The sequence below is a fragment of the Truepera radiovictrix DSM 17093 genome (assembly GCF_000092425.1).
Lineage (GTDB): Bacteria > Deinococcota > Deinococci > Deinococcales > Trueperaceae > Truepera > Truepera radiovictrix.
The window spans coordinates 2,840,095-2,854,143 of the sequence record NC_014221.1 but is presented as its reverse complement, the minus strand read 5'-3'; the positions used below and the strand labels follow the sequence as shown (position 1 = coordinate 2,854,143).

General features: G+C 69.3%; 13 protein-coding genes. 8 read left to right on the top strand and 5 right to left on the bottom strand.

The window, feature by feature from the left end:
* Positions 1–12 precede the first annotated feature (12 nt).
* Positions 13–2,664, top strand: coding sequence for a bifunctional acetate--CoA ligase family protein/GNAT family N-acetyltransferase (locus TRAD_RS13080; protein WP_013179090.1), 2,652 nt, complete (start codon positions 13–15; stop codon positions 2,662–2,664).
* Between the two features lie 82 nt (positions 2,665–2,746).
* Here the strand turns inward: TRAD_RS13080 and TRAD_RS13075 are convergent, their stop codons facing one another.
* The gene (locus TRAD_RS13075) at positions 2,747–3,700 is read right to left on the bottom strand and encodes a beta-ketoacyl-ACP synthase III (RefSeq protein ID WP_221401610.1); all 954 of its coding nucleotides are present in this window, start codon (positions 3,698–3,700) and stop codon (positions 2,747–2,749) included.
* A 236-nt stretch (positions 3,701–3,936) separates the two neighbouring features.
* Entirely contained in the window at positions 3,937–4,533 is a 597-nt protein-coding gene (locus TRAD_RS13070) for a NifU family protein (protein WP_013179088.1), read from the bottom strand.
* A 720-nt stretch (positions 4,534–5,253) separates the two neighbouring features.
* Between TRAD_RS13070 and TRAD_RS13065 the strand changes: the two genes are divergently transcribed.
* From TRAD_RS13065 to TRAD_RS13045, 5 genes are read left to right on the top strand one after another with little or no spacing between them, the layout of a single operon-like run.
* Entirely contained in the window at positions 5,254–6,111 is an 858-nt protein-coding gene (locus tag TRAD_RS13065) for a carbohydrate ABC transporter permease (RefSeq protein WP_013179087.1), read from the top strand.
* Between the two features lie 5 nt (positions 6,112–6,116).
* Positions 6,117–6,881 (top strand): carbohydrate ABC transporter permease, encoded by a 765-nt coding sequence (locus TRAD_RS13060; RefSeq protein ID WP_041948083.1) that lies wholly within the window; start codon positions 6,117–6,119, stop codon positions 6,879–6,881.
* Positions 6,882–6,918: 37 nt separating this feature from the next.
* Entirely contained in the window at positions 6,919–8,115 is a 1,197-nt protein-coding gene (locus TRAD_RS13055; protein ID WP_013179085.1) for an ABC transporter substrate-binding protein, read from the top strand.
* A gap of 20 nt (positions 8,116–8,135) precedes the next feature.
* Complete coding sequence (locus TRAD_RS13050; protein ID WP_049773126.1) at positions 8,136–8,900, top strand: sugar phosphate isomerase/epimerase family protein; 765 nt, start codon at positions 8,136–8,138, stop codon at positions 8,898–8,900.
* Complete coding sequence (locus TRAD_RS13045; protein ID WP_013179083.1) at positions 8,897–9,379, top strand: hypothetical protein; 483 nt, start codon at positions 8,897–8,899, stop codon at positions 9,377–9,379. The genes TRAD_RS13050 and TRAD_RS13045 overlap by 4 nt, the downstream gene beginning before the upstream one ends.
* Positions 9,380–10,010: 631 nt before the next feature.
* On the opposite strand, the gene TRAD_RS13040 is transcribed toward TRAD_RS13045, so the two are convergent.
* Genes TRAD_RS13040 through TRAD_RS13030 form a run of 3 tightly spaced genes read right to left on the bottom strand, consistent with a single transcriptional unit; the run spans position 10,011 to position 12,417 of the window.
* The gene (locus TRAD_RS13040) at positions 10,011–10,634 is read right to left on the bottom strand and encodes a thiamine diphosphokinase (RefSeq protein ID WP_013179082.1); all 624 of its coding nucleotides are present in this window, start codon (positions 10,632–10,634) and stop codon (positions 10,011–10,013) included.
* Positions 10,631–11,632: an ABC transporter ATP-binding protein gene (locus TRAD_RS13035; protein ID WP_013179081.1), complete on the bottom strand. Its 1,002-nt coding sequence runs from the start codon at positions 11,630–11,632 to the stop codon at positions 10,631–10,633. The genes TRAD_RS13040 and TRAD_RS13035 overlap by 4 nt, the downstream gene beginning before the upstream one ends.
* The gene (locus TRAD_RS13030; RefSeq protein ID WP_013179080.1) at positions 11,629–12,417 is read right to left on the bottom strand and encodes an MBL fold metallo-hydrolase; all 789 of its coding nucleotides are present in this window, start codon (positions 12,415–12,417) and stop codon (positions 11,629–11,631) included. Before TRAD_RS13030 ends, TRAD_RS13035 begins: the two co-directional genes overlap by 4 nt.
* A 94-nt stretch (positions 12,418–12,511) precedes the next feature.
* Here TRAD_RS13030 and TRAD_RS13025 point away from each other — a divergent pair, with 94 nt between their 5' ends.
* The gene (locus TRAD_RS13025) at positions 12,512–13,195 is read left to right on the top strand and encodes a M23 family metallopeptidase (protein WP_013179079.1); all 684 of its coding nucleotides are present in this window, start codon (positions 12,512–12,514) and stop codon (positions 13,193–13,195) included.
* A 170-nt stretch (positions 13,196–13,365) separates the two neighbouring features.
* On the top strand, positions 13,366–14,046 hold the full coding sequence (locus tag TRAD_RS13020) for an aquaporin (RefSeq protein ID WP_013179078.1): 681 nt from the start codon (positions 13,366–13,368) through the stop codon (positions 14,044–14,046).
* Positions 14,047–14,049: the final 3 nt, after the last annotated feature.

The following is a 14,049-nucleotide window of genomic DNA, read 5'->3' as shown; positions in this document are numbered from 1 at the left end:
GAAGGGGGTCCGATGAGCCAGGCTGACCGAGAGGGTGACGCGCGCTACTACCAGGCGCCGGAGCCGCAGGGGGCACCCGACGCCGGACAGGTCATCTTGCGCGACGGCAGCACCGCGACCTTGCGGCCCGCGACGCCGGAGGACTTCGAGCTGCTCTGCACCTTTTTGCGGAGCATCTCCAAAGAGTCGTACGTCCGCCGCTTCTACGCGGAGACCCCCATCGAGGTCGCTGCCGAGCGGATGTTGGCGCCCGAGCCGCGCGAGAACAAGCTCGTCCTCTTTGTGCTCGCCGGCGACGCGGCGCACCCGCGGCTGCTGGCGACCGGCGAGTACGTCCGCGAAAGCCCCGACGCCGAGGTCGCCGAGGTCGCGTTTTTGGTCGACGACGCCTTTCACGGCAAGGGCCTAGGCACGCTCATTCTCGAGCGGCTCGCGCTGGTCGCGGCGCGCCACGGCATCACGCGCTTTACCGCCGTGACGATGGCGCGCAACCGCCCGATGATCAGCATGTTCGGTAGCAGCGGCTTCGCGGTCGAGAGGCGGCTCGAGTACGGCGACGTCGAGGTGAACTTCTCCATCTTGCCGAGCCGCGAGAGCGTCGAGCGCATGGAGCTGCGCGAGCGCGTCGCGACCGTCGCCTCGCTCTACCCCTTTTTTCACCCCCGCCGGGTCGCGGTGATCGGCGCCTCGACCTCCCCCAAAAGCGCCTCGCAGCGGCTGCTCAAACACCTGCGCGCGCAGCCCTTTGCCGGTGAGGTGACGCTCGTCAACCCCAACCTCGAGGGCGCCGCACCCTCCGTAGCCGCCCTGCCGGAGCCCCCCGACCTCGCGATTATCGCGCTCCCGCCCGAGCAGGTTTTGGCGGCCGTCGACGCCTGCGGCGCGGCGGGGGTGCGGGCGCTCGTGGTGGTCACGACCGGCTTCGCCGAGACCGGAGCGGCGGGGCGAGCGCTCCAGGAGGGGATCGCGGAGCGCTCGCGGGCGCACGGCATGCGGCTGATCGGCCCCAACAGCCTGGGCGTGATCAACCTAAGCGTCGGCCTTAACGCCAGCCTCGCCCCCCACCCCCCACCGGCGGGGTCGGTCGCGGTGTCGTCGCAGTCGGGCGCGCTGGGGCTCGCGATCTTGGAGCACGCGGCGGCGGCGGGGTTGGGGCTCTCGAGCTTCGTGAGCTTGGGCAACAAGGCGGACGTTTCCAGCAACGATCTGCTGCAGTACTGGGAGGACGACGAGGCGACGAAGCTGATCCTGCTCTACTTGGCCTCGTTCGGGAACCCGCGCCGTTTCGCGCGGCTCGCGCGCCGCGTGGGCCGCAAAAAGCCCATCTTGGCGGTTAAAGCGGGGCGCGCGCCCCTGGACGCGGCGACCGCCGCCGAAGGGGGGCTCAGCGAGCGGGCCGCGGACGCGCTCTTTCAGCAGACCGGGGTGATCCGCACGGAGACCTTCGAGGAGCTGTTTGACGTCGCCTCGTTGCTGGCGCACCAACCCCTCCCCCGTGGACCGCGGGTCGGGGTGGTCACCAACGCGAGCGGGCCGGCGGCCCTGGCGGTCGACACGCTGCGCGCGGCGGGGCTGGCGCCGCTCGACCCCTTCGCGCCGCCGACGGACGACGAGGCGAACCCGTTTGACCTGAGCGCTTTTGCGACCCCCGAGGACTACCGAGAGGCCGTTCGGCGGGCGCTCGCCTCCCCCTTCGACGCCCTGCTCGTCGTGTTCGCCCCCCTCGGGACGAGCACCGCGGCCGAGATCGGGGCGGTGCTCGGCGAGGAGGTCGTGCGGGCGCGGGGGGCGGGATACGCCGGCCCCGTGCTGGCTTGCTTTACGGGTGCCCACGAACCGCTCTATGCGGGTCGCGAGCGGTTGCCGAGCTACCGCTTCCCCGAGTCGGCGGCGCGCGCGCTCGCCCGCGCCTACGCCTACGCCCGCTGGCGCGCCGAGCCCTTGGGAACGCTGCCGCGCTTTGACGACCTCGACCTCCCCACGGCGCGCGCGCTCTGCCGCGCGAAGCGCGCCCAGGGCGGCGGTTGGTTGGACCCGGAGGAGGTGACGACGCTGCTGCGCGCCTTTAACCTCCCCCTCCCCCCCGGGCGCGGCGCAACCACTGAAGATGAGGCGGTCGCGGCCGCCGAGGCGCTCGGCTTCCCCGTCGTGCTCAAACTGGCGACCAACGACACGGGTGTCGGCGACCCGCGAGCGGAGCCCAAGTTGGGCCTGACGGAGAGCGCGGCGGTGCGGCGGGCGTTCGGCGAGCTCCGCCGCGCGGTCTCGGAGGGGCCCCTACGCGTCTGGGTGCAGAAGATGGTCCCCGAGGGGACGGGGCTCACCGTCGGGGTGCAGGGCGACCCGCTCTTCGGGCCGCTCGTATCGTTCGGGATGGGCGGGCTCTACAGCGAGGTGCTGCGCGACCGGGTGCTGCGCGTCACGCCCCTCACCGACCGCGACGCCGCCGAGATGGTCCGCAGCGTGCGGAGCTTTCCGCTGCTTTTGGGTTACCGCGGCCACCCTGCGAGCGACCTTAGGGCCGTCGAGGAGACGCTTCTCAGGGTCTCGAGGCTCGTCGAGGAGCTGCCCGAGGTCGCCGAGTTGGAGCTCAACCCGCTGCGCGCCTTTTCCCCGGGGCAGGGGGTGGTGGTGCTCTCGGCGCGGGTGAGGATAGGGCAGTAGCCCGAGGCCACGACTCAGGGGTCAGGCGAAACCCGTTGACGCTGGGTTCTGACCCCTGAATTCTGGCTACCGACCTCTGCCGTTACAACGTCAGCAGCGCCCCGCCCCACGCCAGACCGCCGCCAAAAGCGGTCAGCAGCACCGTGTCGCCGCGCCGGATGCGCCCGTCTCGAATGGCCAGGTCGAGCGCCAGAGGGACCGACGCCGCCGAGTTGTTGCCGTAGTCGCGGATGGTGCTCACGACGCGCGTTTCGGGGACGTTCAAACCTTCGGCGACCGCTTTGAGGATGCGCTGGTTGGCCTGGTGCGGTACGAGCCAGGTGACGTCGTCGAGGGTCTTGCCCGCTTTGGCGAGCACCTCTTCGGTCACCGAGATCATCGCGCGCACGGCCAAGGGGAAGATCGCGCGCCCGTTCATCTTGATGCGCGGCCTTTCGCCCTCGGTGTCCAAACGGCTGCCGCCGCCGTGGACGTAGAGCTGCTCGTAGTGCGTCCCGTCGGCGTGGGTGACGGTCGCGTGGAGCCCGGGGCGCTCCCCTTTGGCGAGCACCACCGCGCCCGCGCCGTCACCGAAGAGGATGCAGGTCGTGCGGTCGCTATAGTCCACGATGCGCGACATCGTGTCGGCGCCGATGACGAGCGCCCGCGTGGCCCCGCCCGCGCGGAGAAACTGCTCGGCCACCTGCAGGGCGCTTAAGAAACCCGCGCAGGCCGCGTTGACGTCGAAAGCGGTCGCGCGGGTGCAGCCGAGGCGCGCTTGCACCTTGCAAGCGACCGACGGAAAGGCGTGGTCGGGCGTCGAGGTGCCGACGACGATGAGGTCGATGCTCTCGGGGAGGGTGCCGGCGTCCTCGAGGGCGGCGGCGGCGGCGGCGTGGGCCAGATCCGAGGTCGCTTGCCCCGACTCCGCCACGCGCCGCTCCGAGATACCGGTGCGGGTGGTGATCCAGGCGTCGGAGGTGTCCACTAGGCGCTCGAGCTCGGCGTTGGTCAGGCGCTTTGTGGGGACGTAGGAGCCGACGCCGAGCACGCTCACGTGCGCCGCGTTATCCACAAGCCGCGGTTCCGGAGGGGGTGCCGCGGCGGGTTATCCACGGCTTATCCCCAGATTCGGGCGGGTTATCCACAGGTTGGACGGGAGTTATCCACAGGTTGTCCACAAGTTATCCACAGCGCGTCCGCGGCTTGTCGACGCAGGAGAGGCTACCGGGTGCTAGCTGCAGGGTAGTGCGGCGAGGCGGTCTGGGCGGGTACGGCATACCGGGGCGCCGCCTAGCTGCGGGCGAGCGGCGAGTCGCCCGACTCGGCGGGGGCGTAGTAGGGGTTGGTGCCGCTCGCGTGGTCGGTCGCGTCGAGCACCCGCTTGATCTCGGGCACGGCGCTGCAGATGGCCTCCTCGATCCCTTGACGCAGCGTGATGTCGGCGGCGCCGCAACCTTGGCAACCGCCCCCTAGGAGCACGTACGCCGCGTCGCCCTCGACCTTGGCGAGCGAGACGTGCCCGCCGTGGCTCGCGACGCCGGGGTTGATGATGCGGTCGAGCACCTCCTGCACGCGCTGCGCAACGGGGTCGTCCCAAGTGGGGCTCGGGTAGAAGACGCGGAAACCGCTCTGCATGACGTCCTCGACGAAGTCGACGGTAGCGCCCGCGAGCTGCTCGGCGCTGCGGGGGTCGACGAAGACGTCGAAGCCCTCGTCGCCCGCGACGCGGAAGGTGTGGTCATCGGGGCGGCGGTCTTCGGGTTTGACGAGCCAGAGCTTCTGTTCGCGGCGGTCCCCGGCGACGCGCAGCGCGCGCACGCCCTGGGCCTGCTGCAGCGCCAAAAAGCGCGCGACCCTCTCCTTGGCGGTGTCGGTAAAGGTCAGCATGCTTTAGTGTACGGGTGCGCGTGAGGGCGGGGTGCATTAGCCCTTACCTTGGTGCTCGTTCTGTCCCATCGGGAGCTGCCGCCCTCAGCCCATGCGCTTCACGCGCAGAACGCCCGGTACGCTCGGTATGCGAAGCGTGGCGCCAACCGTGCGCTTTTAGAGCCGCGTTCGGCTCTGCAACGACCATACGCAACGACCACAGGCCCTAGGCCCGCCCTGCAGCTCTGGTCCCATAGTCCGCCACGGCTACGACGAGGTAGCGAGGTTCTGCTACCGCGTCGCTCGGTCGACCCTCCCACCGCACCCACGCTCCCAGCTCGCCCGACGAGCTCTCCTAACCGCAAAGAGGTGTCACAAAACCCGAGACGGTCGAGAGCCGCAGCTCGACAAACGGCGTCGGCAGATCAGAGGACTTTCGCGCATCCGGGCGGCGTTGGGCTCTCGTCCGCTACGCGTGCTCGGGTAAGCATCTCCCTGACCCCTGTCGACGCGGCTGCGATCACGTTGCCGCCCAGGCGTTTCTGGGCTGCGACCTCCCCGGGCGCTTTGCCCCGTTCTCAGCGTCAGCCCGTCATTGGGCGCGCACCGATCGCGTGCCGCCTGACACCGCGCTGACAAACCGTAGCTAGACTAGCCTGGCGTGCGATATGCTGACGGCGTGGGCGTCATCGTCAAGGCGCCTTGCAACGAGCGAGCCATAGGCGCAGTTGGGGAGAGCGTGTGAGGTCGCGCTGGCAAACGGCGCTGTTGGCGTTCCCCGCGCTCGTTGTCTTTGGTGCGTTTAGCGTCTTGCCGCTTTTGTCCGTCGTGCGCTACGCGACCTGGCGCTGGAGCGGGGTGACCGAGCCGGTACCGGTCGGCTTGCTCAACCTGGCGCGGCTCGTTTCAGATGGGGCGCTGTGGCGTTCGCTGGGCACCACGCTGCTCTTTATGTTCGTGGCGCTGCCGGCTTTTCTGGTGCTGTCGGTGGTGATCGCCATGGCGATCGAGGGCGTGCGGCTCGAGCGCTTCGTCAAGGCGCTGCTCTTTCTGCCGGGGCTCATCACCGTGGGTGGTTCGGCGATCGCCTGGTACCTGCTCTACAACCCCGACTTTGGCCTTGTCGTCGAGCTCAGCGGCCTAGCGCTCCCCTGGACGACCGTTCCTTGGGCGGCGCTGCTGTTTGTGGTGCTCTTTACCCTCTGGCAGCAGACCGGCTATGGGGTGTTGGTCACCTCCGCCTCGCTGCGCGGCATCCCACGTGAGGTCAAAGAGGCCGCGCGCATCGATGGGGCGAGCGAGCATCAGGTGCGCCTCCACATCACCCTGCCGCTGCTCAAGCCGACCTTGCTCTTTTTGCTGGTGGTCGGTACCGTCTTCGCGCTCCAGTCGTACACGGCCGTGTATCTTTTGACCCGCGGCGGCCCCTTCGGTTCGACCAGGGTGCTGGGCTACTACCTCTACGAAACCGCCTTCGAGCGCTTCGAGCTGGGCTACGGCGCGGCCGTCACCCTCTTTGTCATGCTGGTGACGCTTGCGGTCGCCTCGGTGCAGGCGAAGCTCTTGGCGCGGCGCGGTGGCGTGGAGGTGCAAGGGTGAGGGTGATGCGCGCCATTACCGCTGCCTTTTGCCTCTTTGTGGCGCTGCCCATTCTCTGGCTCGTCTACGCGGCATTTTTACCAGCAGAGGCGCTTGTACAGGCCAACTTAGCGACCTTCGGGGTGAGCTTCGACAACTTTGCAGCGCTTTGGGGGAGCGGCTTGTGGCGGGCGCTCGGCGTGTCGGTCAGCGCCACCAGCCTGGTCGTTTTGGGGCAGCTCACCTTCGGGCTGGGGGCCGCCTACGCGATTCGTAACGGCTTTCGGCTGCTGGGGCTCGTCATGGTGCTTTTGGCGCTGCCCACCGAGCTGCTGATTATCCCGCTCTATCGGCAGCTTCAGAGCCTGGCGCTGCTCGACACCTTGGCGGCGCTGATCCTCCCCTTTCTGGCGAGCCCGCTGGTCATCTTCTTGCTGCTCCAGGCGCTTAGACGCATCCCCCGGGAGACGATCGAAGCGGCGCGGCTCGACGGGGCGGGTGAGCTGACCATCGTGGGACGCATCGTCGCCCCGATGTTGCGCCCCGAGCTGCTGGCAACGGGCGTGCTGGCCTTTGCCTCGCACTGGAACTTGGTGCTCTACCCGCGCGTTATGACCAGCGAGTCGCTTTGGACGGTGCAGGCAGTGCTCACCGAGCTCTTGCGCACCCGCCCCTTTGAGTGGGGCTTACTCGGCGCGGCGGCGCTCGTTACCAGCTTGCCCATTTTGCTGCTCTACAGCCTTTTTGAAAAGCGCATCGTGCAGGTCTTTGAGGCGGGGTTTCGTTCATGACCTGCCGTCACGGCGGTAAGCCGGTCAAAGGAGTTTCATGAGGCTACTTGGAATACCCGTCCTGCTCGCTCTGAGCCTCTCCTTCGCCCAGACGACCGTTACCTTCTGGCATTCGATGGAGGCGGTGGACGACACGGTGGCTGCGCTCGTGGACGCGTTTAACAGCGCGCAGAGCGACTACCGGGTCGAAGCGCGCTACGTCGGCTCGTATAGCGAAGCGCAGACGAGGCTCGTGGCGGCCTTTGGCAGCGCCGATGAGCCGACCTTGTTTCAGGCGGAGATCGCCTTTTTTCCGCGTCTGGTCGCCGACGGCGCGGTGCAGGACTTAAGCGACCTGGTGGCCGCGTTGCCCCAAGACGTTACCGAGGACTTCTATCCGGGGCTGTGGGCCTACGGCGAGCTCGAGGGTGGCCGCTACGGGCTACCTTGGAACAGCTCGACACCGGTGATGTACTACAACGCCAACGCGCTCGAGCAGGCGGGCGTCGCGGTGCCGACCACCTGGGAGGCGTTTGCCGAGGCGGCGGCGGCCTTGACCTCGCGCCGGGCGCAGGGGGTGGTCTTTGTCGGCGACTCGTGGCTCTTTGAGATGATGGTGCGCAGCCTTGGCGGTGAGTTGGTGCTGGCTGACGGCACCCCCAACTTTACGAGCGACGAGGCGGTCGAAGCGCTCACGCTCTTGCAGCAGCTGGTGCAGCAGCGCCAACTGGCGTTTTTCGGTAGCGGCGAGAGCACCCCGGCGATCCTTAGCTTTGTCCGCACGCGGGCGAACATGGCCTTCGCCAGCATCGCCAACTGGCCGGACGTGCGGCGCTTTTCGATCGGCTTCGACATCGCCGCAGCGCCGGTGCCGATGCGCGAAGGGGGGCGCGTGCCTTTGGGCGGCGCGCAGCTGGTGGTGATGCGCGGCGCGAGCGAAGCGGAGCGGGCAGGCGCCTTCGCCTTCTGGCGGTTTTTGATGGAGCCCGAGAACGTGGCCAAGTGGATCGAGGCCTCCTACTACATCCCGGTGAGGCGCGCGGCGTTGCCGCTACTGGAAGACTTTTACGCGGCTGACCCCAACCGCGCAGCGGCGCTCGCGCAGCTCGAGCTCGCGGTGCCGCGCCCGCGCAACCCCGAGTTTAACGCTTGGCGGGCGCTTTTAGACGAGGCGCTCGAGCGGGCGCTGCGCGGCAATCAGGCACCCGAAGCCGCTTTGGCCGAAGCGCAGCGGCGCGCTTTGGAGAGCCGCTAATGCGGCTTGGGTTTACCCCAATGACCGCCGGCATGCTCGAGCTCGAGGCGGCCTTTCGCCTGGCCGAGTCGCTCGCGCTTGACTTTGTCGAGCTCTCAGCTGACCTGCACGAGCTGGCGCCGGCGCTGCAGGAGCCTGCGCGGGTGCGCGAGCTGCGTCGCCATAGCGGTGTCGGCGTCACGGTGCACTTAAGCTACGTCGACTTAAACTTGGCCTCGCTCATCCCAGCTGCGCGGCAGACTGCCGTTGAGCGCACCTTGCGCGGGCTCGAGTTTGCCCATCAGGTGGAAGCGGGCTGCGGGGTGCTGCACACCGGGCGCCACTACCTGCGCCACCCGCTGGCAGACCAGCTGGTCGCCGAGGCGCTCAGCGAGTCGCTCGCGGCGCTTAAAGGCGCCAGCGTGCCGGTAGCGCTTGAGAACCTGGTGCTCGATGAGGATGACTACCTGCGCACCCCTGAGGAGCTGGCGCAGCTCACGCGCCAATTTGACCTGGCCAACTGCCTCGACTTTGGTCACGCCCACATCGAAAGCAACGCCGCCGGCGAGGCGCGGCTTGAGCGCTACCTCGAGCTGCTGGATGACACCCTCATGCACCTGCACCTGCACAACAACCACGGCCAGCGCGACGAGCACCTGCCGACCCCTGAAGGCAGCATCGACTACCGCTGCTACCGCGAATTTCTCGCCACGTTTAACGGCACCATCTGTCTAGAAATCAGCAGCGAGGCTGGCGTGGGTAGGAGCGTTGCGCACCTGCGGGCCGTCGTCAAGGGGGATGGATGAGGTTGCCGTACGCCGCCTTAGCTTTGGTGTTGGGCTTGATGGGTGCGATCATCATCGAGGTCACGAGCGCTCGTTTGGGGCTCTTTACCGCGCTGACCTCGTGGGCTTGGGTGGACGCTGCCATCTACACGGTCATGACGCTCGTGTGCGCGCTGCTCTTTGCGCCGCTCTTTCGCCGTAGCGGCTGGCTTACGCTGCCGCTGGTGACGCTGCTCTTTCTGCTGCTCTACGCCCCTGTGACCGGGGTCGTCGCCGGCTTGGTCGAGCTGACGCTCGGCGGCGGCTGGGGGCGTCCAAGCCTGGTCCGGGGTGCGCTTATCAACACGCCCGTCAACCTGGTGTATGCGCTCGTGCTCGAGCTCGGGTTCGTGGCGCTGCCGCTGGGCGTGCTAACGGTGCTGCTGCTGTGGTGGCGCAGCAGACGCGGCAGGGCGGCTCGCCACGCTGGCGTAGCCCACGCCCAGCCAGGCGGCAGATGACCTGAGCCGCACCTAGGTTGCTTGCGCCTAGCGTTTGGACGCCGGGCGATGTGACGCACAAGCCAGATGCTCGCGCCTTCGGGAGGGAGCGGTCTCGGCAGCTTCACGCTCTTATCGGTCGCTGCCGGTATTTGCGGGGGTGGGTGGCGGTAGATGGTGAAGACCTGTCGGCGTTGCCTACGTCGTGGGTCAGGGATGGTCTTCAGGGTGACGCGTCATAGCCGGGCGGGCGCCGATAGGGTGGCTCTGGCCCCGAACCGCAGGCCGTGCGGAGCGCCGTGACCGCACGCTGCGGGCCGTGAGACGCTTTTGAACCCAGATCACAGCTCGGCGAACCGTCTTTTCGTGAGACCTACTGTGGCGCATGGTGGCGGTGTAGACCCGGGTGTAGACCCAGGTGTCGAAGCCATCGCAACAACCTTGGCGGGCAGGGCTTGCCGAGTGCGAGCTGGGCGCGTAAGCGACGACGCTCCCCGTCGGGAGGGCCGTCTTTGCGCTGCGTCCTAGACCCGCGCTTCGGAGCTTTGGGGGTTGGCGCTCGTCATCGCGGGAGAGCCGTCGGCTACGAGTAAACCGGGCGAAGGTGCGTGCGCCTGGCTTCCCCTCGTAAGGGACGTGCGCTGTGCGCGGCTTAGCAGTCGAGCACCAAAAACGCCCGCCCCTCGTGCAGGGTGACCGTCAGGGGGGAGGCGGCGACCTCGTTGGAGACGCCCAGACCGACGCCGAAGGGGAGCAGCGCGCGCGTCAGCGGGTAGCTCGCCCCGGTGAGGCTGAGGCGCGCGGGTTCTAGGCTGAGGAGGCTGAAGCGCTGCCCTTGAGGGAGCTCTAAGGTGAGCGCGTCACCCGCTACGAGGGGATAGGCCGCGCTCCAACCGGAGTGCAGGGAGACCGTGAGGCGCTCGCGCAGGCGCATGGCGATGAAGAGGGCGGCCAAGGACTGGTCGAAGCGGCCACCGAGGGCGCCGACGAAGAGCAGTTCAGATGCCCCCTGCCGCTCCGCTTCCGCTGCGGCGAGCTCGAGGTCGAGCAGGTCTTTGCGCGGCGGATGGACCTGCCGCGGCACCCCCGCGAAGGGGGCCAGCTCCTCGGGGGTGGCCGAATCAAAGTCGCCGACGATAATGTCGGGCGTCAGCCCCAAGGGGCGCGCGTGCCGCACCCCGCCGTCGGCGGCGACGACGAGCGCGGCCCCTCGGAGGCGTTCTAGCAGCCCCCTTGTCGGGGTCACCGGCCCCCCCGCCAGGAGGACGGCCTTCACCCCGCCTCCAGGGGGACGAGCGCTTCGGGGGGGACCTCTAGGCGCACGGGCTGCCCGAGGTCAAGGGGCGGCAGCTCGCGCGCAAACCCGCGCCAGCGCACCCGCAGGCCGAGGAGCTCGAGCTCGAGGTGGTGGAGCGCGCCCACCCGGCGGTGCGCGCGCACGGTCGCCGCGCACGCGCCCGCCCCGAGGCGCACGAGGTCGCTCCGCAGGAGCACGTAAGGGGCCGCCGGGGGAGCGCCCATCAGCCTGGCGAGCGCCGCGCGGTGCTCGCTCGTCGCGTACAGGTTGGCGTGCCCCAAAAACCGCGCCACCCACACGGACGCGGGCCGGGCGTAGAGCGTTTCGGCGTCCCCGAGCTGCAAAAGCCGCCCCTGGCGCATCACCGCGACGCGGTTGGCGACCGTAAAGGCTTCGGACTGGTCGTGCGTGACGAAGACGGCGGGGATGGCGAGGGAGGCGAGGAGCGCGCGGAGGCTCTCTTTGAGCTCCTCGCGCAGGGTGAGGTCGAGGTTGGAGAGCGGTTCGTCGAGGAGCAGAAGCCGCGGTTCGGGGGCGAGCGCGCGCGCCAGGGCGACGCGCTGCTGCTGGCCGCCCGAAAGCTCCGTGACGCGGCGCGCCTCTAACCCCGCCAACCCGACCAGGTCGAGCAGCTCGGCGACGCGGGCGCGCTGTCGCTCTCGGCGCCACCCCCTCTCGACGAGCCCGTAGGCGACGTTGCCGAAGACGTTCAGGTGGGGGAAAAGGGCGTAGTCCTGGAAGACCATGCCGAAGCCCCGCCGCGGCGCGCTCACCCGCGTGAGGTCGGCCCCCGCGAAGCCGATACGGCCGCCGTCCGGGTGCTCGAGCCCCGCAATCAGCCGCAGCAGCGTGCTCTTGCCGCACCCCGAGGGGCCCAAGAGCGCCACCGTCTCGCCCGGACGGAGCGTGAGCGAGACGTCCTGCACCGCTACGGTGTCGCCGAAGCGTTTGCTGACGCGCTCGAGCCTCAGGCTCACGGGAGCGGCACCACCAGGCCGTCGCGGGCGTACTGCACGCCATCGGGCGCCCCTTGGCGGGCGTCGACGCCGTGCCCGAGGTGGGTGAGTAGGGCGCGCTTAGGCTTCAGCTCGGCGAGCAGCGCAAGCGCCTCTTGCACGTCGTAGACGCTGCGGCCCGCCTTGGGCGCGGCTTCGCGGAAAAAGCTCGCGCCGAGCACCAGGAGCTTAAGGCCGCGCCACGGCGCGAGGTCGGCGAGGTCCAGGCAGTCGGGTAGGTACCCCCAGGCGCCCCCGGGACCCTCGAAGCGAAACCCGTACGCAAACCCGTTAAAGCCGTGCGGCACGCGCAGGGCGCTAACGCGGTAGCCGGCGAAGGTGCGGCTGCAAGCGGCGTCCTCGAGCGCTAGAAGCGGCGTGCGCGCTCGGTAGCTCGCGGTTTGCAGGTAGGGAAAGCGCGCCGCCAAGGCCTCCATCACCTCGCGGGGGGCGTAGATGGGGCAGCGCGCCCCCGTCCAACGGCTCCAGTCGGCGAGGTCGCCGAGCCCCAGGACGTGGTCGTTGTGCGCGTGGGTGATGAGGGCCGCGCTGAAACCCGTGAGCCCCTCGCGCGAGGCCTGCAGCCGCAGTTCGGGGGCGGCGTCGATGAGAACGCGCTCGGGGCCTTCGATGAGCACCGAGGGGCGGGTGCGGGCGTTGACGCCGCCCCCGCGCGCGTCGCGGCAGACGCTGCAAGCACACCACCAGCGCGGCACCCCTTGCGAGTCGGCGGCGCCCAAAAAACGGAGGGTGGGTCCGGAGGGCATGGGGGCAGCATATCGCTTGGCGCCGCCGTGGGGGTGGGCGCAGCGCCCCTCACGTGTCCCACCCAGAGGTGTTGAGAAGGCGTTATCATGACCTATGGCCCGCCTCTCCCGCCGCGTCGCCCGCCCGCTCGCGCTCGCCGCGCTCTTTGGCGCGCTCGCACCCGCGCAGCAGCCGCCCCAGGTCGCGGGGCTGCCCCCCCTCGAAGCGCTGCCGCCGCTCGTCTGCCCGGACCCGCCCGAGGGGGGGCGCGACGCCGACCGCGCGCCGGAGGAGCGCGAGCGCCGCCGCGCCTACCGCGCGCTCCTGCCGCTCTTTCTGGCGGCGCTCCCCGAAGCGCGCGACACCGAGCTGCTGATGCCCGTCTTCGGGGCGCGCGTCGCGCACGTCGCCGACACCTGGGGTGCGCCGCGCGGCGGGGGGCGCGTCCATGAGGGACAAGACATCTTCGCCCCCGAGGGCACCCCCGTCTACTCGGCCACCTACGGCTTCGTCTACCGCATCGGCGAGAACGACCTCGGCGGCAACGTCGTCACCGTGATCGGCGGGGCGGGGGTGCGCTACTACTACGCGCACCTAAGCGCTTTCGCCGAGGGGCTCACCGAGGGACAGGCGGTGACGCCGGAGACGCTGTTGGGGTTTGTGGGGCGCACGGGCAACGCCTCGGGGACGCCCCCTCACCTGCACCTCGGGATGTACACCGGGCTTTGCGACTGGGAGGCCGAAGACCCGTTGCCGCTCCTTGTGGACCGCGACTGGCAGGCCGGTTTGGACGACTGAGGGGGCTGCGGCGCGGTTGTGCACCCGGCCGCGTGGCCGCTCGAGCGTGATTGTGGGGCAATCTACGCTGTGCCCCTTTTGCAGCGGTTAGGCTGCGCCTGACCGACTGCCGGGGGCGGAGATGTTCGGGAGGCGTGTAACGACCCGACACTCCCGTCAGGAGAGGCATTATGACAACCGCCCCGAGTGCTGCCGACGTCAACGCCGTCACCACGCCGCTCGCGAAACCCCCGAGCCTAGCGACGCGGTGCGTGGCGGAGACGGTCGGTACCTTTTTGCTCACCGTCGCCGCGCTTCTCTCGCCGCCGCACCTCACCTTCGCGATCGTCGGGGCGACGCTGCTCGTTATGGTCCTAGCGATCGGCAAGGTTTCGGGGTCGCACATCAACCCCGCCGTGACAGTCGGCTTGGTGGTCGTCCGGAAGTTTCCCCTTAGCGAGGGGGTAGCGTACTTCGCAGCTCAGGTCGTCGGGGCGTTTTTGGCGCTCGGTCTCGGTCAGCTGCTCGACCGGCGACTCCCCGAGACCGACCCGGCTGTTAACGCCACGTGGTTTGAGATGTTGGGCACCGCGCTCTTCGTCTTTGTCGTGGTGCGCGTGGTGCTCGCCAAGCTCCCCGAGGCCGCTTCGGCGCTCGGCATCGGCGTCGCGCTGCTGATCGGGATCGCCATCGCGGGGCCGAGCAGCGGGGGGGTGCTCAACCCAGCCATCGCTACCGTGCTGCTTACGGGCGACCTGTTGCGGGGCCAGCCCATACAACCGTTTACCTACCTTCTGGCGCCGCTGATCGCCGCGGTGACGGGTGCGCTGCTCGCGTTCTACTTGTCGCCGGAAGCGGAGGTTGCAGCGTAGCTC